This is a genomic window from Allobosea sp. P1_B10 (genome assembly GCF_056406735.1).
Genome location: NZ_JBFTZP010000017.1, coordinates 21,174 through 43,841 on the forward strand (window position 1 = coordinate 21,174; position 22,668 = coordinate 43,841).

General features: G+C 66.7%; 24 protein-coding genes and 1 other RNA gene. 13 read left to right on the top strand and 12 right to left on the bottom strand.

What is annotated here, in order from left to right; genetic code table 11:
* Positions 1–232 precede the first annotated feature (232 nt).
* Together ubiB and ubiE are read right to left on the bottom strand one after the other, a co-directional pair.
* Entirely contained in the window at positions 233–1,789 is a 1,557-nt protein-coding gene (ubiB, locus tag AC1D2L_RS23315) for a 2-polyprenylphenol 6-hydroxylase (protein ID WP_476848348.1), read from the bottom strand.
* Between the two features lie 130 nt (positions 1,790–1,919).
* Positions 1,920–2,684 (bottom strand): bifunctional demethylmenaquinone methyltransferase/2-methoxy-6-polyprenyl-1,4-benzoquinol methylase UbiE, encoded by a 765-nt coding sequence (gene ubiE, locus AC1D2L_RS23320; protein ID WP_476848292.1) that lies wholly within the window; start codon positions 2,682–2,684, stop codon positions 1,920–1,922.
* A 97-nt stretch (positions 2,685–2,781) separates the two neighbouring features.
* Between ubiE and mutM the strand changes: the two genes are divergently transcribed.
* Positions 2,782–3,672 carry a bifunctional DNA-formamidopyrimidine glycosylase/DNA-(apurinic or apyrimidinic site) lyase gene (gene mutM, locus AC1D2L_RS23325; RefSeq protein WP_476848293.1) on the top strand — a complete coding sequence of 297 codons (891 nt, stop codon included), beginning with the start codon at positions 2,782–2,784 and terminating at the stop codon, positions 3,670–3,672.
* Positions 3,673–3,858: 186 nt separating this feature from the next.
* Here mutM and AC1D2L_RS23330 read toward each other — a convergent pair whose 3' ends face one another.
* The 3 genes from AC1D2L_RS23330 to AC1D2L_RS23340 are packed head-to-tail and all read right to left on the bottom strand — an operon-like array spanning position 3,859 to position 5,378.
* A complete protein-coding gene (locus tag AC1D2L_RS23330; RefSeq protein WP_476848294.1) occupies positions 3,859–4,272 on the bottom strand; it encodes a VOC family protein in 414 nt (137 codons plus the stop codon).
* A 31-nt stretch (positions 4,273–4,303) separates the two neighbouring features.
* Positions 4,304–4,786: a DUF1579 domain-containing protein gene (locus AC1D2L_RS23335; RefSeq protein ID WP_476848295.1), complete on the bottom strand. Its 483-nt coding sequence runs from the start codon at positions 4,784–4,786 to the stop codon at positions 4,304–4,306.
* A gap of 46 nt (positions 4,787–4,832) precedes the next feature.
* Positions 4,833–5,378, bottom strand: coding sequence for an SRPBCC family protein (locus AC1D2L_RS23340; RefSeq protein ID WP_476848296.1), 546 nt, complete (start codon positions 5,376–5,378; stop codon positions 4,833–4,835).
* 206 nt (positions 5,379–5,584) lie between these two features.
* Between AC1D2L_RS23340 and AC1D2L_RS23345 the strand changes: the two genes are divergently transcribed.
* The 6 genes from AC1D2L_RS23345 to AC1D2L_RS23370 all read left to right on the top strand — a co-directional run bounded on the left by AC1D2L_RS23345 (position 5,585) and on the right by AC1D2L_RS23370 (position 10,911).
* Positions 5,585–7,039: an AMP nucleosidase gene (locus tag AC1D2L_RS23345; RefSeq protein WP_476848297.1), complete on the top strand. Its 1,455-nt coding sequence runs from the start codon at positions 5,585–5,587 to the stop codon at positions 7,037–7,039.
* Positions 7,040–7,200: 161 nt separating this feature from the next.
* A complete protein-coding gene (gene coaBC / locus AC1D2L_RS23350; RefSeq protein ID WP_476848298.1) occupies positions 7,201–8,463 on the top strand; it encodes a bifunctional phosphopantothenoylcysteine decarboxylase/phosphopantothenate--cysteine ligase CoaBC in 1,263 nt (420 codons plus the stop codon).
* 3 nt (positions 8,464–8,466) lie between these two features.
* Positions 8,467–8,952, top strand: coding sequence for a dUTP diphosphatase (gene dut / locus AC1D2L_RS23355; RefSeq protein WP_476848299.1), 486 nt, complete (start codon positions 8,467–8,469; stop codon positions 8,950–8,952).
* The gene (locus AC1D2L_RS23360; protein ID WP_476848300.1) at positions 8,949–9,401 is read left to right on the top strand and encodes an RrF2 family transcriptional regulator; all 453 of its coding nucleotides are present in this window, start codon (positions 8,949–8,951) and stop codon (positions 9,399–9,401) included. Before dut ends, AC1D2L_RS23360 begins: the two co-directional genes overlap by 4 nt.
* A gap of 83 nt (positions 9,402–9,484) precedes the next feature.
* Entirely contained in the window at positions 9,485–10,462 is a 978-nt protein-coding gene (gene cysK / locus AC1D2L_RS23365; RefSeq protein ID WP_476848301.1) for a cysteine synthase A, read from the top strand.
* A complete protein-coding gene (locus AC1D2L_RS23370) occupies positions 10,459–10,911 on the top strand; it encodes a GNAT family N-acetyltransferase (protein ID WP_476848302.1) in 453 nt (150 codons plus the stop codon). The genes cysK and AC1D2L_RS23370 overlap by 4 nt, the downstream gene beginning before the upstream one ends.
* Before the next feature lie 6 nt (positions 10,912–10,917).
* On the opposite strand, the gene AC1D2L_RS23375 is transcribed toward AC1D2L_RS23370, so the two are convergent.
* The 3 genes from AC1D2L_RS23375 to AC1D2L_RS23385 all read right to left on the bottom strand — a co-directional run bounded on the left by AC1D2L_RS23375 (position 10,918) and on the right by AC1D2L_RS23385 (position 14,209).
* Positions 10,918–11,778, bottom strand: coding sequence for a VOC family protein (locus AC1D2L_RS23375; protein WP_476848303.1), 861 nt, complete (start codon positions 11,776–11,778; stop codon positions 10,918–10,920).
* Between the two features lie 122 nt (positions 11,779–11,900).
* Positions 11,901–13,142 carry an NAD(P)/FAD-dependent oxidoreductase gene (locus AC1D2L_RS23380; protein WP_476848304.1) on the bottom strand — a complete coding sequence of 414 codons (1,242 nt, stop codon included), beginning with the start codon at positions 13,140–13,142 and terminating at the stop codon, positions 11,901–11,903.
* Positions 13,143–13,147: 5 nt separating this feature from the next.
* Positions 13,148–14,209: a YihY/virulence factor BrkB family protein gene (locus AC1D2L_RS23385; RefSeq protein ID WP_476848305.1), complete on the bottom strand. Its 1,062-nt coding sequence runs from the start codon at positions 14,207–14,209 to the stop codon at positions 13,148–13,150.
* Positions 14,210–14,450: 241 nt separating this feature from the next.
* On the opposite strand from AC1D2L_RS23385, the gene AC1D2L_RS23390 reads away from it, so the two are divergent.
* Positions 14,451–15,185: an outer membrane protein gene (locus AC1D2L_RS23390; protein WP_476848306.1), complete on the top strand. Its 735-nt coding sequence runs from the start codon at positions 14,451–14,453 to the stop codon at positions 15,183–15,185.
* Positions 15,186–15,239: 54 nt separating this feature from the next.
* Here AC1D2L_RS23390 and recR read toward each other — a convergent pair whose 3' ends face one another.
* From recR to ffs, 4 genes are all read right to left on the bottom strand, one after another.
* Complete coding sequence (gene recR / locus AC1D2L_RS23395) at positions 15,240–15,845, bottom strand: recombination mediator RecR (protein ID WP_476848307.1); 606 nt, start codon at positions 15,843–15,845, stop codon at positions 15,240–15,242.
* An 8-nt stretch (positions 15,846–15,853) separates the two neighbouring features.
* Positions 15,854–16,174 (bottom strand): YbaB/EbfC family nucleoid-associated protein, encoded by a 321-nt coding sequence (locus tag AC1D2L_RS23400; RefSeq protein WP_476848308.1) that lies wholly within the window; start codon positions 16,172–16,174, stop codon positions 15,854–15,856.
* Positions 16,175–16,198: 24 nt separating this feature from the next.
* Positions 16,199–18,052, bottom strand: a complete 1,854-nt coding sequence (locus tag AC1D2L_RS23405; protein ID WP_476848309.1) for a DNA polymerase III subunit gamma/tau — start codon at positions 18,050–18,052, stop codon at positions 16,199–16,201.
* Between the two features lie 141 nt (positions 18,053–18,193).
* An RNA gene (gene ffs, locus AC1D2L_RS23410) (signal recognition particle sRNA small type) lies at positions 18,194–18,290 on the bottom strand.
* Positions 18,291–18,521: 231 nt separating this feature from the next.
* Between ffs and rpmH the strand changes: the two genes are divergently transcribed.
* The 5 genes from rpmH (at position 18,522) to yihA (ending at position 22,640) form a co-directional block, all read left to right on the top strand.
* Positions 18,522–18,656 carry a 50S ribosomal protein L34 gene (gene rpmH / locus AC1D2L_RS23415; protein ID WP_066616447.1) on the top strand — a complete coding sequence of 45 codons (135 nt, stop codon included), beginning with the start codon at positions 18,522–18,524 and terminating at the stop codon, positions 18,654–18,656.
* Between the two features lie 52 nt (positions 18,657–18,708).
* On the top strand, positions 18,709–19,131 hold the full coding sequence (rnpA, locus tag AC1D2L_RS23420; protein WP_476848310.1) for a ribonuclease P protein component: 423 nt from the start codon (positions 18,709–18,711) through the stop codon (positions 19,129–19,131).
* A 54-nt stretch (positions 19,132–19,185) separates the two neighbouring features.
* Positions 19,186–21,063, top strand: a complete 1,878-nt coding sequence (yidC, locus tag AC1D2L_RS23425) for a membrane protein insertase YidC (protein ID WP_476848349.1) — start codon at positions 19,186–19,188, stop codon at positions 21,061–21,063.
* Positions 21,064–21,160: 97 nt separating this feature from the next.
* Entirely contained in the window at positions 21,161–21,823 is a 663-nt protein-coding gene (locus AC1D2L_RS23430; RefSeq protein WP_476848311.1) for a CatB-related O-acetyltransferase, read from the top strand.
* Between the two features lie 151 nt (positions 21,824–21,974).
* Positions 21,975–22,640: a ribosome biogenesis GTP-binding protein YihA/YsxC gene (gene yihA, locus AC1D2L_RS23435; protein ID WP_476848312.1), complete on the top strand. Its 666-nt coding sequence runs from the start codon at positions 21,975–21,977 to the stop codon at positions 22,638–22,640.
* Positions 22,641–22,668 lie beyond the last annotated feature (28 nt).

Genomic DNA, 22,668 nt, shown 5'->3' on the forward strand with positions numbered 1-22,668 from the left:
TGCGAGGAGCGTCAGCGACGAAGCAATCCAGAGACGGCCGAGCGCTACGTCTCTCTGGATTGCTTCGCTGCGCTCGCAATGACGGGGGCCGATGAGCACGGACGAGGAATTGAAGACACGCCCTCCCCGTCCTTGCGAGGAGCGTCAGCGACGAAGCAATCCAGAAGCGGCAGAGCGCTACGTCTCTCTGGATTGCTTCGCCGCGCTCGCAATGACGGACGGCGCGAGGTCCTTAGCCCAGCACCGCATAGGCCAGCAGGCCGGCGATCAGCCAGAGCGCGGCATTGCCCCAGCGATTGCCCCTGGCCTCGGCTCGGCCGATCGCCTCGACGCTGCGCGCGTCGAGTGCAAAACCATCGCGCGAGGCCTGTTCGAGCTGGCCCAGCACGCGCTCGGCGCGGCCGACCGTCTCGGGCAGGCTTGCTAGGCTGAAGGCGAGCGAGCGTACGCCGCGCCCGACATCCTCGACCTTGCCGAGCGGACCGAGATTGCGCGTGATCCAGTCGCGCACCACGGGCTCGGCCGTCGACCACATGTCGAGATGGGGGTCGAGCGTGCGCGCGACGCCCTCGACCACCACCATGGTCTTCTGCAGCATCACCAGTTCGGTGCGCGTCACCATGTCGAACATGCCGGTGATCTCGAAGAGCAGGGTCAGGACCTTGGCCATCGAGATCTGGTCGGCGCTCCTGTCGTGGATGGGCTCGCCGACGGCGCGGATGGCTTGCGCGAAATCGGCGACCGCGTGATGGGCGGGGACGTAGCCCGCCTCGAAATGCACCTCCGCCACGCGCGTGTAGTCGCGGGTAATGAAGCCGAGCAGGATTTCCGCCAGGAAGCGGCGCTCCTTCAGCCCGAGCCGGCCCATGATGCCGCCATCGACCGCCACGAGGCGCCCCTGCACATCGACAAACAGGTTCCCGGGATGCATGTCGGCATGGAAGAAGCCATCGCGGATGGCGTGCTTCAGGAAGGACTGGATCACGGCCTTGCCGAGCGCGGGCAGATCGTGGCCGGCAGCGCGCAGGCCCTCGATGTCCGACAGGCGAGTGCCGTCGATCCACTCATCGACCAGCATCTCGCGCGCGGTCAGCTGCCAATCGGGCGTCGGCACCCGGAAATCGGCATCGTCCTTGGTATTCTCGGCGAATTCGGAGAGGGCGGCGGCCTCGAGCCGCAGGTCCATCTCCATCGTCACCGAGCGCGCGAGCGTCTCGACCACGCCCGACATGCGCAGACGACGCGCCTCCGGCGAGCGGCGCTCGGCCAGTTCCGCGCCAAAACGCATGGCGCCGAGATCGCGGTGGAAGCGGTCGCGGATACCCGGCCGCAGGATTTTCACCGCGACCTGCGAGCCATCCTGGAGGGTTGCGCGATGCACCTGCGCGATCGAGGCGGCTGCCACCGGCGGGCCGAATTCCTTAAACACGGCCTCGACCGGGCGGCCATGCGCGGCCTCGACAACCGCCCTGGCCTGCTCCATCGGGAACGGCGCCATGCGGTCCTGCAGGGCCGAGAGATCGGCCGCGATCTTCATGCCCACCACATCGGGCCGGGTCGCCAGGAACTGGCCGAATTTCACATAAGAAGGGCCGAGCCGCGTCAGCGCCGCCGCCAGCCGCGTCGCGGAGGAACCCGCGCCCTTGCGCTCGATCAGGCGCCCGAGCCGGATCAGTCCGCGCGCCAGCGGCGGCAGCACGGAGGGATCGACGAGCGCGAGCGCGCCCTCGCGCGCCAGCACGAAGCCGACGCGAGCGGTGCGGGCGAGGTGGAAGAGCGAGGAGATCATGCGGGCACGAACCGCGACGTCATGCTCGGGCTTGTCCGGAGCACCCACGTCTTCGTTTCATCCGCGTCGCAAGACGTGGATGGCCGGCACAAGGCCGACCATGACGGGGAAGACGCATCAGGCAGTCGCGTCACAGCTTCCAGCCCGAATGCAGCGCCACGACCCCGCCAGTGAACGGCGTGTATTTCGCCCGCCGGAAGCCGGCATCCTCGATCATCCCGGCGAAGGCCTGGGCCTTCGGGAACTTGCGGATCGACTCCACGAGATACTGGTAGGGCTCGGCCTCGCCCGTCACCATCCGCCCCATCGGCGGGATGACGTTGAAGGAATAGGCCTCGTAGACCTTGTCGAGCAGCGGCACGTCGACATGGCTGAACTCCAGGCACAGGAAGCGCCCGCCCCGCTTGAGCACGCGATATGCCTGCGCCAGAGCCTTGTCGATGCGCGGCACATTGCGGATGCCGAAGGCGATCGTATAGGCGTCGAAATGATTGTCGGGCAGGCCGGCGAGCTCTTCCGCATTGCCCTGGACGAAGCGGATGCGGTCGTCGTCGGGAAAGCGTTTTTGCGCCCGTTCGCGGCCGACGGCCAGCATCTCCGCATTGATGTCGAGCACGGTCACATCGGTCTGCGGCCCACCGGCGTCCAGGACCTGGAAGGCGACGTCCCCGGTACCGCCGGCGACGTCAAGATGGCGCCAGGGCCTGTCCTTGGCAGGCTTGAGCGTGGTGATCAGCGCATCCTTCCAGACGCGGTGCAGCCCGACCGACATCAGATCGTTCATCAGGTCGTAGCGGCCGGCGACCTTGTGGAAGACGTCGTCGACCTTGGCCTGCTTCTCGGCCAGCTTCACGGTCTCGAAGCCGAAATGGGTGGTATCGGAGGCTGCTGTCACGGTGCGGTCTGCTCTTGTGCTTCGCTCTCCCGATGCATAGCCAAACCGGCGGGCCTTGTCGCGGCCCGTGTCGACGCATGCTGAAGGGTGAATGCGGATGCCCGAACTTCCCGAGGTCGAAACCGTCCGGCGCGGACTGGAACCGGCCATGCTGGGCCAGCGCATCGTCCGCGTCGTGCAAAACCGCGCCGACCTGCGCTTTCCCCTGCCCGAGCGCTTCGCCGAGCGGCTGACGGGACGGCGGATCGAGGTCCTGTCGCGGCGCGCCAAATACCTGATCGCCGATCTCGACGATGGCGAGGCGCTGATCATGCATCTGGGCATGAGCGGACGCTTCATCGTCGAGGCCCCCGGCACCCCGCCTGCGGAACCCGGCGCCTATTACAACGAGATCGGCCGGCATCTGAAGCACGACCATGTCGTGTTCGAGCTCGGGAACGGGGCGCGCGTCACCTATAACGATGTGCGCCGCTTCGGCTTCATGGATCTCGTCCCGCGCGCGCAACTCGCGACGTCAAAGCACTTTGCCGGGATGGGCATCGAGCCGCTCGGCAACGAGCTCTCGGGGGAGGTTTTGGCAAAGCTGTTCGCGGGCAAGATTGCGCCTCTCAAGGCCGCTCTTCTCGATCAGCGCCTCGTCGCGGGGCTCGGCAACATCTATGTCTGCGAGGCGCTGTTCCGCGCAGGCCTGCACCCCGAAGCCGATGCGGGCTCGATCGCGACCGCGACGGGTCGGCCGCGCCAGAGTGCCCATGCACTCGCTCAGATCATCCGCGACGTGCTGGAGGAGGCGATCGCGTCTGGCGGCTCGACCTTGCGTGATTTCGCTCATGCGGACGGCTCGCTCGGCTATTTCCAGCACCATTTTCGCGTCTATGACCGCGAGGGCGATCCCTGCACCACCCCGGGCTGCGGCAGCGTTGTCAGCCGCCTCGTGCAGTCCGGCCGCTCCACCTTCTACTGCGCGACCTGCCAGCCGAAGCGGTAGCTCTCTTGCGGTTTGGCATTGGGAACCGAGACGTCATCCCGGGCGCAGCGCAGCGAAGACCCGGGATCCATTCCTGAGCGCGTGTCTGAAATGGTCCGGAACAGATCCCGGATCGGCGCGGCTTTGCCGCTTGTGCGGGATGACGGCTGCATTGGATCGGGAATGACGCGCTTCGCCTCCACAGCCTCACGCGGCCGGTTCGGCGCCGATCATCCAATGCGTGCCGTAGCGGTCCTGCAGCATGCCGAAGCGCGGTGACCAGAAGGTCTCGGCCATCGGCATCTTGATCCGCGCGCCGTCCGACAGCGCCGCAAAGATGCGCTCGGCCTCTGCGACCTCCGTTACGTTGACGCTGACCGAGACGCTCTGCATCGGCCCCTCGCTACGGTCGGGCGGTGCGTCCGACGCCATCAGCATCTGCCCCTCGATCTCGAGGCAGGCATGCATGATCTTGGGAACCCATTCGGGGGCGACCTGGCTCTCGGCCGGCGTCCCGACATGCGTCATCATTGCGGTGATCTCGCCGCCCAGGATCGTCTGGTAGGCCTTGAAAGCCTCCTCGCAATTGCCCGGAAAGAACAGGTAGGTCGAGAGTTTCATCGCCGTCTCCTTCGTTCGGGGGCTGAAAATCCTATGCCTTGCGGCGGTAATGCGAGGTCATGAAGGTGGTCCAGCTGCCGTCGGGGTTGCGCAGGTTTCCGGTCATGATGCGATGGTCGGGACCCTTGACCGTGACGATGTCGCGATAGCTCGAGAGCCCGCCGTCGCCGGCAAAGCTCGGCCCCTCCGATTCCAGCGTCAGGACGGTGCCGGTCTCGTCGAGAAAGCCGTCATAGGTCCAGAAATGGGTCATCATCGAGCCGACCCAGGAGCCGACGAAGCGGCCCCGGCCGGGATCGTAGCCGAGCGTGATCTGCATCGTGGCCGGGCCGCCGCCGGGCATCTCGCCCTGGCCATCGCCGACGATCCAGAGATCGCCGATCGCGCGCACGCGCTCGCTTCCTGTGGCCTTCATCGTCGGGTTGCCGGGCCCGCCATCGCACTCGGTCTCATAGACCCAGTCGCCGACGAGCTGCTTCAGCCAGCGATGCTGGCCCTGCGGTTCCGCCTGCATTTCCTGCTCCTCCTCTGGATGTGGGGTTTGGGGTGTGACGCCTGGCTCAGACCGGCCTCTCGGCCTGGGCCTTCATCGCGGAGAGCCCGGCCTCGAAATCGCCGCCGACCATCTTGTCCATGTTGAAGACGACATGGATGATCTTTGCGACGAACGGCACGGGGCCGGTCATGATCCAGGTCACGTTGGTCGCCGGTCCCTGCGGCTGCAGCGCGAAGACGATGTCGTTATGGGCCTGGAACGGCTTGATGAAGTCGAGCTTGAGCCCGACCTTGCTCGGCGCGGTCGCCTCGACGATCTCCATGCTGCCCTCGCCGACATTCTTGTCGCCGGCCCAGGCATAGCGTGCGCCCGCCCCGCTCTCGGCCCCGCTGAAGCTGCGCTTCAGGGCGGGATCCTTCTTCTCCCAGGGCGACCAGGCGCCCCAGGCCCGGAAATCAGTGATCAGCGGATAGATCCGCTCGGGCGGCGCGTTGATCGCGATCGAACGCCGGACCTCGAAGGTGTCGGGCTTCATCGCAGCCAGGATCAGCACGACGGCAACACCCACCACCACGATGGCCAACAGGCTGAGCAGGATCGTCTTGAGCATGCCGTCTCTCCCTGGCGGTGATCGGAGATGAAGGCCGGGCTACTCCCGGTCCGGCCCCTTATTACTTAACCTGCCGGTTTAGTAAAATAGGACTGACGATCCGTCAAGTGCTGCCGGCACAGGCTTCCACTTCCCCGCGCCAGCTGTTGTCAGGAGCGCCGCGACGTGGCTAGAATCGCGATCGAACGAGAGGATGCGTTCATTTCATGACATTCGAGACTGCAGCCACGCCCGAAGCCGCCATCGACCGGCTCGAGGCGCTCTACGAGCAGGCCACGGCGGCACTGCGCGCCGATCTGCAGCGCTTCTTCGAGACAGGCGTGCCGCCGACCCCCGACGACCGCTCGCTCTATCGCTACCCGTTGCTGCGCGTGACCTACGAGCCGGCCAAGCTGCCGGCCGCGACGCGGCGCGGCTATGCGAAGTTCGCAGCGCCGGGCATCTACTCGACGACCGTGACCCAGCCCGGCGAATTCCGCGACTATCTGCTCGACCAGCTCCGGCCGCTGGTTGCCGATTATGGCGCGACCATCGAGACGGGGATCAGCACGCAGGAAATTCCGTATCCCTATGCGCTCGATGGTGGCGACGAACTCGGCCGCGGCAAGGTCACCGCCGCGGAACTGGCGCGGTATTTCCCGACCCCGCTGCTCTCGCTGGTCGGAGACGAGATCGCCGACGGGACCTTCGACATCGTCGAGGGCGAGCCGCGCCCGCTCTCTCTGTTCGACGCCGTGCGCGTCGACTACTCGCTGCGCCGGCTGGTGCACTACACCGGCACAGACTGGCGGTTCGTGCAGCCCTGGGTGCTGCTGACCAATTATCACCGCTATGTCGACCAGTTCGTCAGGCTGGCCCTGGCCGAGATCGAGGCGGGCACGGCTGAGGCGCTGGTGACACCTGGCGGTGTCCGGATCGACCGCGAGGGCATCGACGTTTCCGCTGCCGAACGTGTGATGTCGGCGCCCTGGCACCGCTTCCAGATGCCGGCCTACCACCTGATCCGGAAGGGCGGCGACGGGGTGACGCTGGTCAATATCGGCGTCGGCCCCTCCAACGCCAAGAACATCACCGACCACCTCGCGGTGCTGCGCCCCAATTGCTGGCTGATGGTTGGCCATTGCGGCGGCCTGCGCCAGACCCAGATCATCGGCGACTATGTGCTCGCCCACGCCTATCTCCGGCAGGACGGCATATTGGACGAACTCGTGCCCCCCGATATCCCGATCCCGGCGCTGGCGGAGGTTCAGGTCGCGCTTCAGGAGGCGGCGGCCGAGGTCACGGGCGAACAGGGCGACAAGCTGAAGAACCGGCTGCGCACCGGCACGGTCGTGACCCAGGACGACCGAAACTGGGAGCTGCGCTGGACCAAGGAGCGCCGCCGCATCAACCTGTCGCGCGCCATCGCGGTCGACATGGAATCGGGCACGATCGCGGCTCAGGGCTACCGCTTGCGTGTGCCCTACGGCACATTGCTCTGCGTTTCCGACAAGCCGCTGCATGGCGAGATCAAGCTGCCGGGCGCTGCCAATGCCTTCTACGAGCGCGCCGTAAGTGAGCATCTCAAGATCGGGCTCGCGGCGCTGGAAAAGCTCAAGGAGGCGGGATCGACGATCCACTCCCGCAAGCTCAGGAGCTTTGACGAGCCGCCATTCCGGTAGATTGCATCGTCATGCTCGGGCTTGCCTTGAGTAACCGCGTGAAAGGCGTGGATGGTCGGCACAAGGCCGACCATGACCGTGGGGACCAAGGCCGCGCCCCATGACATCCGCACCGTCCCGATGCTACGACAACCGGGCTATCGACCCGGGAGCATAAGTCCTTGTCCGCATCACGCTCCATCCTGCTGATCATCGGTGGCGGCATCGCCGCCTATAAATGCCTGGAGCTGATCCGGCGGCTGAAGGATCGCGGCATCGCCACGCGCTGCATCCTGACCAAGGCGGGCGAGGAATTCGTCACGCCGCTTTCAGTCTCGTCGCTGGCGGGGGAGCGCTGCTTCACCGACCTGTTCTCGCTGACCGACGAGGCCGATATCGGCCATATCGCCCTGTCGCGCTCGACCGACCTGCTCGTGGTGGCGCCCGCAACCGCCGATCTGATCGCAAAAATGGCGACGGGGCTGGCCAACGACCTCGCATCCACGGCGCTGCTGGCGACCGACAAGCGCGTGCTGATCGCGCCCGCCATGAACCCGCGCATGTGGAGCCATCCCGCGACACGCCGCAACATGGCGCAACTGGAGGCCGATGGCGTGCTCGTCGTCGGGCCCAATTCCGGGGCGATGGCGGAGCGCGGCGAGAGCGGCCTCGGCCGCATGGCGGAGCCTGCCGAGATCCTTGGCGCGATCGAGCAGGCGCTGGCCGGCGATGCGCCGCGCGCCATCGGCTTTCTCGGGCGGCTGGGTGAAAGCCCTGCAAAACCGCTTGCAGGCAAGCATGTGCTGATCACCTCGGGCCCGACGCATGAGCCGATCGACCCGGTGCGCTATATCGCCAACCGCTCCTCGGGCAAGCAGGGCCACGCCATCGCCACAGCCGCAGCCGCAGCAGGCGCACGCGTGACGCTGGTCTCGGGGCCCGTGAGCCTTCCCGATCCCCAGCGCGTCACCACGATCCGCGTCGAATCCGCCCGCGAGATGCTGTTGGCGGTCGAGCAGGCCCTGCCCGCCGACATCGCCATCTTCGCAGCCGCCGTCGCCGACTGGCGCGTGGCCGATGCGGCGCCAGAGAAGATGAAGAAGGATGGCGGTGCCCTGCCGGCGCTGTCGCTCGTCGAGAATCCCGACATCCTCGCCACCATCGCCCACCGTAGCGAAGGGCGACCGCCGTTCGTGGTGGGATTTGCTGCCGAGACGCAGAACGTCATCGCCTTTGCGCAGGCAAAACTCGCCAAGAAGGGTTGCGACCTGATCGTCGCCAATGATGTCGGCGGCACCGGCGTGATGGGCGGGGACTCCAACACGGTGCACCTGGTCAGCCGCGACGGCGTCGAGACCTGGCCGACGCTCGCCAAGGACGTCGTCGCCAGCCGGCTGGTCGCGCATATCGCCGGCCTGGCCGCTTCCGCCACTTCAGAGGTCTGAGCGATGGTGACGGTGCCCGTCAAGCGCGTCGGCCATGGCCGCGACCTGCCCCTGCCCGCTTACGAAAGCGCCGGCGCCGCCGGGCTCGACCTGCGCGCCGCACTGCCGGAAGGCGAGACGCTGGTGCTGGCGCAGGGCCGGCATGCCGCAATCCCTACCGGCCTCGCATTGGAACTTCCCGTGGGCTTCGAGGCGCAGGTCAGGCCGCGCTCGGGACTCGCCTTCCGGCATGGCGTCACCGTTCTCAACGCTCCGGGCACTGTAGACAGCGATTTTCGCGGCGAGGTCACCGCAATCCTGATCAATCACGGTCAGGAACCTTTCACGATCCAGCGTGGCGACCGCATCGCGCAGTTGGTCATCGCTCCTGTGACGCAGGCCCGCCTGGTCGAGACGGGGAGCCTGGGCGAGACCGCGCGCGGGGCTGGCGGCTTCGGTTCCACCGGCGTCGAGGGCGGCGTCACGACGGTATCGGAGCAGCTGCCTTGATCCTCCTGTCACGTCGCAGCCAGCTTGCGATCGCCGCCGTGGTCGATATCGCGCTGCATGCGCGGCCGCAGCCGGTCGCGGCGAAACTGCTGGCGGCGCGGCACCAGCTTCCACCGCGTCATCTCGAGACCTTGCTGCAAGTGCTGGTCCGGGTCGGCATACTCAAGGGCGTGCGCGGCCCTCGCGGCGGCTACGAGCTGGCGCGCGAGCGTCGCCGCATCACGGCCGGCGAGATTGCGCGCGTGGCCATGCAGGACGCCATGGAGGACGAGCAGGGTCCGTTGGCACAGTCCCGGCTGATCGACGAGGTCATCTGCCCGCGTATCCAGCGCGCATCGGACGCGTATCTGGCCGAGCTCGACGGGGTCACCATCGAAGAGCTGTGCCGGGATGCCGAGACCCGGGGCGTCTTTGGCAAAAGCGGCGCCAACAGCGATTTTACAATATGAAATGTGAAATACGTCTTTAATCGACGTAGGCCGTGAATTGGATTAGCCTCATCCCAACTCGATATGACCGAAGGAGGAATTCGATGGCCGACGCAGCCCAGAATGCCCAGTCCCACACGCCCGGACGTGGCCGCATCTACAATTCCATCACCGATACGATCGGCGATACGCCGCTGGTCAAGCTGAACCGCCTTCCGGCGGAACGCGGCGTCAAGGCGACGATCCTGGCCAAGCTCGAATTCTTCAACCCGATCTCTAGCGTCAAGGATCGCATCGGCGTCAACATGATCGACGCGCTCGAAGCCTCCGGCGCGCTCAAGCCCGGCGGCACGCTGATCGAGCCGACCTCGGGCAATACCGGCATCGCGCTCGCCTTCGTGGCCGCCGCGCGCGGCTATCGCCTGATCCTGGTGATGCCCGAGACGATGTCGCTGGAGCGCCGCAAGATGCTGGCGCTGCTCGGCGCCCAGCTAGAACTGACGCCCGGCCCCGGCGGCATGCGCGGGGCCATCGCCCGGGCCGAGGAACTCAAGAACGAAATTCCCGGCGCGATCATCCCGCAGCAGTTCGAGAACCCGCACAATCCCGAAATCCACCGCAAGACGACGGCCGAGGAGATCTGGAACGACACCCAGGGCAATGTCGACATCTTCATCTCGGGGGTCGGCACGGGCGGCACGATCACCGGCGTCGGCCAGGTGCTGAAGGCGCGCAAGCCCGGCGTGAAGATCATCGCCGTCGAGCCCGAGGATTCGCCGGTGCTGTCGGGCGGCCAGCCCGGCCCGCACAAGATCCAGGGCATCGGGGCGGGCTTCGTGCCGGGCATCCTCGACCGCTCGGTGATCGACGAGGTCGTGACCGTCGGCAACCAGACCTCGTTCGAGACGGCGCGGGCGCTCGCCAAGGCCGAGGGCATCCCGGCCGGGATCTCGTCAGGCGCGGCAGTTGCCGCCGCGCTCGAAGTCGGCGCCCGGCCCGAGAATGCCGGCAAGACGATCGTGGTGATCATCCCCTCCTTCGCCGAGCGCTACATTTCAAGCGCCCTGTTCGAGGGGCTGTGACGCCAAACGCCCTGCAGATCGTCCGGGTGCTCGACACGATTCCGGACGATTTTGCTGCCCTGCGCGCGGAAGCGTCGGGGGAAGGCTACGGCTTCGTCGAGGGATTATGGGACGAGTGGACCGCCGGGCGCTATGCCGGCGGCGACGAGCGCAGCGCCTTGTTCGCGGCGTTCAGCCTCGGCAGCCTTGCGGCTCTCGGCGCCGTGACGCCCGATCCCTATGACCCCGCCCCGGACCTGCTGCGGATGCGGCATGTCTATGTCCGTCCGACGTTCCGGCGCGGCGGCGCCGGGCGCGCGCTTGCGGCCGCTCTGGTTCAGCAGGGGCTGGAATTGGCGCCCCGCCTCTCCCTGAACGCCGCCGACACGCGGGCGGCGGCATTCTGGGAGGCGATGGGCTTTCATCGGGTCGCGACGGGCATCCGTCGCACGCATCTGCTCGAAGGCTGATCCCGCTCAGCGCCGAAGCACCACCCGGTTGCCCCAGGGGTCGACGATAGAGGGCCCCTCGCTGCCCTCGCTGCCGCCTGCGGCCAGGATGCGCTGGCGCATCGCCTCGAAATCAGCGGCATCGCGCGCAACGAGCTCGAACCAGTCGAGGCCCGCCTCGCCGGTCTGGCGCGCGCCGGCGCCCCGGCTGTTCCAGATATTGCCGGCGATGTGGTGGTGATAGCCGCCGCTCGCCATGAAGCTCGCCCCGGGATAGCGCACCATCAGCTCAAAGCCGAGTTTCCCGATATAGAAGGCCTCGGCCTCGGCGGTGGCCCCGATCCGCAGATGGACATGGCCCATGCGGGTGCCGCTCGGCATGCCGGCATAAGGTGCGGGATTGGTCTCGTTCAGCAATTTCTGCAGGTCGAGCCGGTCGGTCGCCATCTGGATTGCGCCATCGCGGCGCGGCCAGTCGGCGCGCTTGCGGTCGCGGTAGATCTCGATGCCGTTGCCCTCGGGGTCGGAAAGATAGAGCGCTTCGCTGACGAGATGGTCCGACGCTCCCTCCAGCGCGATGCGCGTGGTGGCGGCATGGCCGACCCAGTCGGCCAGCGCGGCGCGCGAGGGCAGCAGGATTGCGAGATGGAAAAGCCCCGCAGCCGAGGTCGGGCGGGTCGCGCCCTGCTCGAGGCGCACAAGGACCTCGCCGTCAACGCCCAGCAGCGCTACGCCAGGCTCTTCGCGGATGACGGCAAGCCCGATCGCATCCCGATAGAATGCGGTCAGGCCAGCGAGGTCGCTGACGCGCAGGGCGACCGCGCCGATGTGAAAGGGCGCATCGAGCGCTTCGAGAACAGGGGTGTCGACGGTCTCGACCGCGAGCATGGCAGCCTCCGAGAAAAAGGGCGCGGCCGGTCGGCCGCCTTCAGGAGAGATGGGCTCACTCGCGCCTGTTGTCGCCCCCATTCGCGGCAAATCCGAGATTGCAGCGGCGCAATCCCGAAAGGTCAGGGGCCGGTCGGGTCAGGTCGGTCGATGGCGAAATGCCGGAACCAGGGCGCTTCGTCGCCCGCGATCAGGCTCGCGATGACGCGGGAGGCCAGAAAGCTGAAGGTGATCCCGTTGCCACCATAGCCATAGGCAGCAAGCATGCGCGGATGGCCGGGCACGCGGCCTATCAGCGGCAGGCCGTCCGTAGTCTGGCCGAAGGCTCCGGACCAGGCGAACCCCAGCGTCGGCTGGGCGCGCGGTAAGAGCGCCTGGAGCTTGGCGAGCAGGTCTTTCGTCTTCTGTGGGCCGAGTCGGGCGCGTTCCCCGGGGTCGTCGCTGTCCTCGTCCTCGCCGCCGAAGACGATGCGGCCATCCGTGGTGGTGCGGCAGTAGATGTAGTCCTCGGACGCCTCCCAGACGAGGGCCGGTCCGGGCCAGAGCGCCTGGGGCGGCTGCGGCAGGGTCGCGATCGCCCAGCTCGAGGCAACGCGATGGAGTTCGGTTTGCACGCAATCGGGCATGACATAGCCGGTGGCGAGCACGACATGGCGCGCCTCGATGGTGCGCCCGCCTGCCAGTTGCACTTCCGCCCGTTGCGCCGTGCCATCGTAGGCAACGGCCTCGTCGCGGACCAGCCGCGTGCCTTGGCTCGCCGCCTGCGCCAGCAGGGCATGACACAGGCTCAGCGGATCGGCCTCGGCCGAGCCCGGTGATACGATCGCCGCCGCACGATCGAGGCCAAACGCGCCCAGCAGCGTGGCATGGTCGATCAGGTCGCCAGGCAGGCCCGCGCGCTGGCGCAGGGCATGCTCGTCGGCAAGCTCGCGCGGGCCTATGTCGCCTGCAGCGAGATAGACGGAGTCGCGCGCGATTACGCCGCTATCGAGCCCGAGCTGCGCGGACAGCTCGCGCAGGCCGGCAACGGCGCGGAAGCTGCGGCGATAGACATCCGCCGCAGCATCGAAGCCATAGAGCGCGCTGAGATCGCGCAGGGAGAGGTCGATCTCCCATTGCAGCATGGCCGTGCTCGCCGCCGTACTGCCAAAACCCTCACGCTCGCGGTCGACGACCACGACCCTGTGCCCGAGCGTAATCAGATGCTGCGCGACCAATGCGCCGGTGATGCCGGCGCCGATGACCGCGACGTCACAGGCGATATCGGCGTCCAGCACCGTCCCGGAGGGTCGGAGATAGCGCGGAATCCAGGGGCCGCGCCCGGTGCGAAGATCATCCTGGCGGGTTTCGTCGGGGTCCAGCATGCGGCTCAGTCAGCCTTGGGCTCGCCGATATTGTCGGCCATCGTCGCGCCGCGCATGCCCAGCGGCTTGGGTCGGCCGGTGGTGGTGTCGTGAGCGGTCTGGTGCTCTAATTCTGCGTTGAGCTCGGCGCCGGCGAGCACGATCGTCGCCGAAAGCCAGAGCCAGGTCATGAAGACGACGACCGTGGCGAGCGAGCCATAGGTCGCCGTATAGTTGCCCAGCGTGCCGACATACCAGGAGAACGCCCAGGAGGCCGCCGCCCAGAGCAGGGCCGCAACGACGGCGCCAGGCAGGACCCAGCCGAAGCGCGGGCGGCGTCGACTCGGGCCGATCCAGTAGAGCCAGGCGATCGCCATCGCGCCGACCAGGAAGAAGGTCGGCCAGCGAACCAGGCGGACCAGGCGCTCGAGCTCATGGGCGAAGGGAAACAGCGCGGCGATGACCGGCACGATCGCGATCACGATCAGCGCGATCGCCAGCATCACGACCCCTGAGATCGTGGTCATCAGGGAGATCGCGTTCAGCTTGATGAAACTGCGCTTCTCCCGCTCGCGATAGATGATGTTGAGTGCATCGAAGACGGCCTTCACAGCGGCATTGGCGCTCCAGGCCGCGACGACGAAGCTGATCAGGAAGGTCAGCGAGAGGGAGGCCGCGCCCTGCGAGGCCAGCCTGATCGCCTGCTCGCGAATCAGGTCGCGGGCGGCATCGGGAAAGACCACGGTCAGGCCATCGAGCTGAGAGGCGATCGTCAGCGGGTCGGTGAAATAGCGGTAGATCGTGACGAAGAGCGAAAGCGCCGGCACCAGCGAGAGCAGGGTGTAGAAGGCCACCGCGCCGGCCAGCGAGGTCAGGCGGTTGTCGGCGATGTTGCCGACGAACCGCAGCAGCACGTCCTTCCAGCCGAGCCAGGTCATCTCCAGCGGCGAGCGGGCGAGACGCCCGCGCGCCTTTTCGCGCGCCTGCTTACGCGCCGTGCGCGAGAAACGGCTCGCGACGGCCTCGTAGACATAGCCCAGCGCCACCGCGGCGCCGGCTGCGCCGGTAATGCGTTTCAGGAAAGCCATATGCCGCCCGACTCCACCGCCATTGACGGCAGCCTGCCAGCAACAGCGCCGCGTAACAAATGTTCCGCGCGCGCCGGGCAGGCTCGCCATGCTTAGCCGTTTGTTAACCTTAACACTTTCATATGCATTCAGATCCGCGTGAATGACGAGATGCGCGGAGAGCTTGGTTGGTCCGAGCGTGCCAGCGCCTTCGGCGCGGCGGCGGACCTAGCTTTTCATATCGTCGAGAGTAGAGGTCGCGATGAAAACTCATCTGAAAGCGGCGCTGGCAAGTGTTCTGATCCTCGGCGCCAGCGCGGCTGCTGCGGCCGACCTGCCATCCGCCAAATATCTGCCCCAGGCCCCCGCCCTGCCGGCGTTCTACAACTGGACCGGCGTCTATGTCGGCGCCCAAGCCGGCTATTCCTGGGGTAACGACACCACCACGGAGCTGCTGACGGGCAATCGCGCGTTCATCAACGCCTTCGAATACCATCCGGAATCGGTATTTGGCGGCGTTCATGCCGGCTTCAACTACCAGATGGGCTCGGTCGTGCTCGGCGTCGAAGGCGACATCGAAGGCATGAATGCCCGCAGCGGCTTCCACGATCCCTCGCTGGTCCGCAGCCCGTTCGATCCCGGCGGCCTCGTGCGCGTCAAGCAGGACTGGCAGGCTTCGGTGCGTGCCCGTATCGGCTACGCCTTCGATCGGTTCATGATCTATGGCACCGGCGGCGTGGCCTTCACCGAACTCGACTACACCTATTTCAACCCGCTGGCCGGCATCGGCGAGGGCGGCACGTTCTCGCGCACCGGCTGGACGGTCGGCGGCGGCGTCAACTACGCCATCACCAACAACCTGATCCTGGGTGCCGACTACCGCTACACCGACTATGGCAAGTTCGACTATGTCGCGAGCAGCGCCTTCCTGGGCCTGACCGCCGCACAGAACCCGACCACGCATACGGTTCGCGCTAGCGTCGCCTACAAGTTCTGAGATCGACTCAGGTCCGGTTCGAAGCCGCGTCCGAGAGGGCGCGGCTTTTTCGTTTCAGAAGCCCGTCCGCTGCCTGATCGCGGCAGCCAGCGTGCCGTCGTCGAGATAGTCGAGTTCGCCGCCCACCGGCACGCCATGGGCGAGCTTGGTCACCTTGACCTGCAGATGCGCCAGCAGGTCGGTGATGAAATGCACGGTGGTCTGGCCGTCGACCGTCGCGTTGAGCGCCAGGATGACCTCCTTCACGCCCTCCTGCGAGACACGGGCCACCAGCGCGTCGAGCGTCAGGTGCTCGGGCCTGATGCCGTCCAGCGCCGAAAGGATGCCGCCCAGCACATGGTAGCGGCCCGACACTGCCCCGGAGCGCTCCAGCGCCCATAGATCGCCGATATCGGCCACCACGACGATGAGGCCATCGTCGCGGCGGGGATCGCGACAGAGCGAGCAGGGATCGGAGGTATCGATATTGCCGCAGGCCGAGCACACGACGATGCGTTCGCGCGCCACGGCAAGCGCCTCGCTGAGCGGGCCGAGCAACTGCTCGCGCTTCTTGACCAGATGCAGGGCGGCACGCCGCGCCGAACGCGGTCCCAGCCCCGGCAATTTGGCCAGGAGCTGGATCAGGCGCTCGATCTCGGGGCCGGCAATGGCGCGGGACATGCGTGCCCTTAGAACAGCTTCATGCCGGGCGGGATCGGCAGGCCCTTGGTGATCTCGGCCATGCGCTCCTGCATGACGCGCTCTGCGCGGTTGCGGGCGTCCGTGCAGGCCGCCACGATCAGGTCCTCGAGGATCTCGCGCTCGTCGGGGAGCATCAAAGCGGGATCGATCTTCACGGCCTTGAGCGCGCCCTTGGCGGTCATGCTGACGGAAACCATGCCACCGCCGGCCGCGCCCTCGACCTCTATGGTGTCGAGTTCGGCCTGAACGTCGGCCATCTTCTGCTGCATCTGCTGCGCCTGCTTCATCAGGCCCATCATGTCGCGCATGGGTTCGTCTCCTCGGCGATGTTTTCAGAAATCGATGTCGTCGAAATCCGGCTCGCTGTCGTCGAACAGCGGCTCGGCCTCGGCCAGATACTCGTCCTCGGACGGCGCCGTCGAAACCGTCTCGGCGGCTGCAGCGCGGGGATCGCGGACGTCGACGATGCGGGCCCCCGGAAAGAGCTCGAGCACGGCCTTGACCGCGGGATGGGAGGCCGCGTCGCTCTCGCGCTGGCCGCGGGCGGCCTCGGCCTGCTCGCGCAGGGTCGCCCCACCCTCGGCGTTGACGACGGCGACCATCCAGGTCTGGCCGGTCCATTCCTTCAGGCGACGCGACAGGTCGGTCGCCAGCGTGCGCGAACTGTCATGGGCGAGCGCGAACTCGATCCGCCCCTGCTCGAAGCGCACTGGGCGAACGTCGCGCTCGAGCGCGATCTTCAGGGTGATATCGCGATGCTGCGAGGCCAGCGCCACGACGTCCTCGAGCGAGGACACCATGACCTGCGGCTGGACCGCGGCGCGGGGTGCGGCGGCCGGCATCGGATTGGCGCTGGCGAGAATCGGGCGGGCGGCGAGCGCGGTGTTGCCACCACCCGATGGCGGACGAGGCGCGGACATCTGCCCGCCATTGCCGGCAGGAACCGCGCCGCTGCCGTCGCGCAGCAACCTGAGTGCCTCGTCGGGCGTCGGCAGGTCGGCGGCATGCGCCAGCCGGACCAGCACCATCTCGGCAGCCATGACCGGCCTGTCGGCCTGCTTGACCTCGGCAATGCCCTTCAGCAGCAGCTGCCAGGCGCGCGCCAGCACACGGATCGACAGGCGCTGCGCAAAATCGCCGCCGCGCTGGCGCTCGGCCTGGTTCAGGCTGTTGTCGTTGAGCGCCTCTGGCACGAGCTTGAGCCGCGTCACCAGATGGGTAAACTCGGCGAGATCGTTGAGCACCACGACGGGATCGGCGCCGGCATCGTATTGCGCCCGCAATTCGCCCAGCGCCGCCGCGATGTCGCCCTTCATCAGCGATTCGAAGAGATCGATGACACGGGCGCGGTCGGCCAGGCCCAGCATCGAGCGAACATCGTCGAGCACGATCGTACCGGCGGCATGGGCAATCGCCTGGTCGAGGATCGAGAGGGAGTCGCGCACCGAGCCTTCGGCGGCGCGGGCGATGGCAGCAAGCGCCTCATCCTCTGCCGCGATGCCTTCAGCCTTGCAGATGCCACCGAGATGCCCGACCAGCAGGCCGGCATCGACGCGGCGCAGGTCGAAGCGCTGGCAGCGCGACAGCACCGTCACCGGCACCTTGCGGATCTCGGTCGTCGCGAAAATGAACTTTGCGTGCGGAGGCGGCTCTTCCAGGGTCTTCAGGAAGGCGTTGAACGCCGAGCCTGTCATCATGTGGACTTCGTCGATGATGTAGACCTTGTAGCGCGCCGAGACCGGGGCATAGCGCACGGCATCATTGATCTGGCGGACATTGTCGACGCCGTTGTTGGAGGCCGCGTCGATCTCCATCACGTCGATGTGGCGGCCCTCGATGATCTCCTTGCAGTGCACGCCGAAGCGCGCGAGATCGGTCGTCGGCGCGCCGGTGCCGTCCTCATTCTGGTAGTTGAGGGCGCGCGCGAGGATACGGGCCGTCGTCGTCTTGCCGACACCGCGCACGCCGGTCAGCATCCAGGCCTGCGGAATGCGCCCGGCCGTGAAGGCGTTGGTCAGGGTGCGCACCATCGCGTCCTGGCCGATCAGGTCGCCGAAATGCGCCGGCCTGTATTTGCGCGCCAGCACGCGATAGGGCGTAGCGGCCGTGCCTGCAGGCAAGGGCGCGGGATCGAAGCCGGAAAATCCCGGCTCGTCTGCGGAGGCTGCGTCGATGGCGTCGGTCATGAAGCTGGTTTCGCCAATCGGGAGGCGAGGGTCAATGGCGCCCAAGAATTTGGGGCGCCCGAGAATTTGGGCGCCGAACGATCTCGGCGGCCGGCTCGCCGCGCATGGCCGCCGCGCCGCAGGTGCTTTCGCATAGCGAAAGGTGGGAGGCTGGACGAAGACCCGTTCGGTCTCGTTAGGGCTGCTTCCTTCCGGACCTGACCCGGTTGGCGAGTGAGACGTCCCTCGCCAACCTCCCGGGCGCTATATCGGGGAAGTCGCGCCGGAGTGCAAGCGCAACGATTAAGTCGCGAAGCGGTGTCGCAGGCCTGCGCTTCGCCATTGACTTGGACCGACCCATCCGCCATAAGCCCGGCACTTGCGCAGCCCTTATCGGCTGCGTTGACCCTTTGCATGACAGGCTTGGATGGCCACGCTTCCCCAGGGGAGCCTGAGACCGCCGCGCCGACCAAGTCCTCGGAGACGGACGATGAAGAGAACCTATCAACCCAGCAAGCTGGTTCGCAAGCGCCGCCACGGCTATCGCGCTCGTATGGCGACTGTCGGCGGCCGCAAGGTCATCGCCAATCGTCGGGCGCACGGCCGCAAGAAGCTGTCGGCCTGAGCTGCCGGCGCGTGAACCTCGCGCGCCTCGCTTTTAAGACTGGCCAATCGCCATGCGCCTCGCCCGTCTGAAGCAACGCAAGCAATTCCTGGCGGCGGCCGAGCACGGCCGCCGTTTTCGTTCGTCTGCGTTTTACGCCCAGGTCCGCGATGCCGCGGCCGATGAGGCCCATGATGGCCTGCGCCTCGGCCTGACTGCGTCGCGCAAGGTCGGCAATGCCGTGAAGCGCAACCGCATCCGGCGCCGCCTGCGCGCCGCTGCCGAGATCGCGCTCGCGCCCGAGATCGGCCGCAGCTGCGACGTCGTGATCGTCGCGCGGCCCGAGACGCTGACCGCCAAATTCGATACGCTCGTCGCCGAGCTCTCGGTTACGATCGAGCGCGCCCGGCCGGCCCGACCTGGCCAAGGTCGCGGGCCCCGGGCCGGCAAGCGGCCGTCGAGCGAGCAGCAGCGCGAGCCGCGTCCGCAATCCTAAAGCCTTCAGAATCATAAAGCCCACGGGCGTCAGCGAGACCTGTTTCCGATCATGATGAAAGAAGACAACCGCAATCTGCTTCTCGCGATCACGCTCTCCGTGGTCGTGCTGCTCGGCTGGCAGTTCTTCTACGGCGTGCCGCAGATGGAGAAGCAGAAGCAGATCGCGCAGCAGAACCAGCAGACCCAGACCCAGACGGTCCCGCCCGGCTCGACAGCCGTGCCGGCGCCCTCCGTGCCCGGCCAGACCGGCGCCGCCGTGCCGGCCGCCGTCCCCGCGACGCCGGCCGTCGAGACCCGCGAGCAGGCGCTGGCCCGCAGCCCGCGCGTCAAGATCGACACGCCCAAGATCGCAGGCTCGATCTCGCTGACCGGCGCCCGCATCGACGACATCTCGCTGAAGGCCTATCGCGAGACCGTCGACCCCAACAGCCCCATCATCGTCCTGCTCTCGCCGCTTGGCGGCCCGAACGCCTATTACTCCGATTTCGGTTGGGTCGGCGCACCGGGCACCTCGACGCCCCTGCCCAACGCCTCGACCGTCTGGACCGCCGACGCACAGGTGCTGAAGCCCAGCACGCCTCTGACCCTGAGCTGGGACAACGGCCAGGGCCTGACCTTCAAGCGCATCGTCAATATCGACGAGAACGCGATGTTCTCGATCCGCGACGAGGTCGAGAACAAGGGCGGCGCGCCCGTCACCCTGTTCCCCTATGGCCAGGTCGTGCGTCACGGCAAGCCGGCGACGCTGGGCTATTACGTCCTGCATGAAGGCCTGATCGGCAATCTCGGCGAGCACGGCCTGCAGGAATTCACCTATGACCATGTCGACAAGGAGCCGCTGCTATCCGCCGGCACCAACGGCAAGGTCTGGAAGGACGCCGTCGGCGGCTTCGTGGGCATCACCGACAAGTACTGGGCTGCCGCCGTCGTCCCCGATCAGGCCCGCAAATACGAGGGCCGCTACTCCTCGGTGCAGACCGGCAGCGCGCGCACCTATCAGGCCGATTTCCTCGGCGAGGCCGTCACGGTCGCGCCGGGTGCCAGCATGGCTTCGGACTCCCGGCTGTTCGCCGGCGCCAAGGAAGTCGCGGCGATCGACGGCTATGAGAAGAACCTCGGCATCAAGCGCTTCGAGCTGCTGATCGACTGGGGCTGGTTCTACTTCATCACGAAGCCGATGTTTTTCGTGATGGACTGGATCTACAAGCATGTCGGCAATTTCGGCATCGCCATCCTCGGCGTCACGCTGCTCCTGAAGCTGCTGTTCTTCCCGCTCGCCTCCAAATCCTACGCCTCGATGGCGAAGATGAAGGCCGTGCAGCCGGAAATGGTCGCGATCCGCGAGCGTTATGCCGACGACAAGATGAAGCAGCAGCAGGCTCTGATGGAGCTGTACAAGACCCAGAAGATCAACCCGGTCGCGGGTTGCTGGCCGGTGCTGCTGCAGATCCCGGTGTTCTTCGCGCTCTACAAGATCCTGTTCATCACCATCGAGATGCGGCATGCGCCGTTCTTCGGCTGGATCAAGGACCTGGCCGCGCCGGACCCGACCAACATGTTCAACCTGTTCGGCCTGCTGCCCTTCACGCCGCCCGCCATGCTGCATCTCGGCGTCTGGCCGATCCTGATGGGCATCACGATGTTCATCCAGATGAAGATGAACCCGGAGCCGCCGGATCCGGTCCAGAAGATGATGTTCACCTGGATGCCGGTGTTCTTCACCTTCCTGCTCGGCTCGTTCCCGGCCGGCCTCGTGATCTACTGGGCCTGGAACAACACGCTCTCGGTGATGCAGCAGGGCTACATCATGAAAAAGCACGGCGCGAAGATCGAGCTCTTCGACAATCTCAAGGGCCTGTTCGGCAAGAAGACGGCAGCCGCCACGGCGGTAGCAGCCCCAGCCAAGCCGGCCAACAGCAACAAGAAGTGAGACAATGAAGGGCGGGGATTTCCCCGCCCTTCGCCTTTGAGCCCTCGCCCGAACGCCCTCGTCCAGAATGCGCTCGTCGAGAATGAGCTCGTCCAGAATGCCCTTGCCGGAAACGCCCTTGCCAGAAGCGACCCTGCCCGATCCGCTGACCCGCCACCCAATCCCGGGCTGGAAGGGCACGGCCTTCCTCAAGGCCATCGTCGACCACCCGCTGATCGAGGTCGGCGACTACAGCTATTACGACGACTCCCGAGGCCCCGAACACTTCGTCGCGCGTTGCGTGCGCTATCATTTCGACTTCATCGGCGACCGGCTGATCATCGGCAAATTCGTCGCGATCGCTCAAGGCTCGCAGTTCATCATGAACGGCGCCAATCACCCGATGTCGGGCTTCTCGACCTTCCCTTTCGCGATGTTCGGCCTCGGCGATCCCGCGACGCTGAAGCAGGCCGGCGCCAACCATCGCGGCGACACCGTGATCGGCAACGATGTCTGGATCGGCCGCGAGGCCGTGATCATGCCTGGCGTCACGGTGGGCGACGGCGCGATCATCGGCACGCGGGCGCAGGTTGCGCGCGACGTGCCGCCCTATGCGGTCGTCGTCGGCAATCCCGGGCGGGTGGTGCGGACGCGGTTCGCGCCCGAGGTGGTCGCCGAACTGCTCTCTATCCGCTGGTGGGACTGGGACGCGGACAAGATCTCGCGCAATATCGCGCTGATCGGAGCCGCCGACATCGACGCGCTACGCTCAGCCGTGTAACAAGGCCCCATTGATCCTCAGCCCTCATCCTGAGGAGCAGCCTTCAGGCTGCGTCTCGCAGGATGCTCCAGCACCCTCTGAAGCATCCTTCGAGACGCCGCTACGCGGCTCCTCAGGATGAGGGCTTCTGTTTTCGAGGCGAGCAGAAGCCATGACCAACGCAATCACCAAGCCCTACACCACGGAAGAGATCGAGGACGCCCGCAAGCTCTTCGAAGGCCCGTGGGACTTCGTCTGGGCCTCGACCCATATCGACGACCTGCCGCCGATGGTGGGCCAGGAGATCGCCTTTGCCGGCCGCTCCAATGTCGGCAAGTCGAGCCTGATCAACGCCGTCACGCGCCGAAACGCGCTGGCGCGGACGTCGCACACGCCCGGCCGCACGCAGCAGCTCAACTTTTTCAGGCAGGTCGGCGGCGATGAGCGCCTGAGCATCGTCGACATGCCGGGCTATGGCTATGCGGCCGTCGGGCGCGCCAAGGTCGCCTCCTGGACCAACCTGATCCACAACTACCTGCGCGGCCGGCCGAACCTGATGCGGGTCTATCTGCTGATCGATGCCCGCCACGGGCTCAAGGATGTCGACAACGCCGTGCTGGAGACGCTCGACAAGGCGGCGATGTCCTATCAGGTCGTGCTGACCAAGGGCGACGCGCTCAAGAAGGCCGACCAGCAGTTCATGTGCGAGGCGACCTATGACGAGATCAAGCGCCGCCCGGCAGCCTTCCCGGAGGTGCTGATGACCTCGAGCGAGACAGGGCTGGGCATACCCGAGCTGCGCGCCGCCGTCGGCCGCGTGCTGGCCGAGCGCGGCTGACCGCGTTCCCGCCCCGGGGACTTCAACA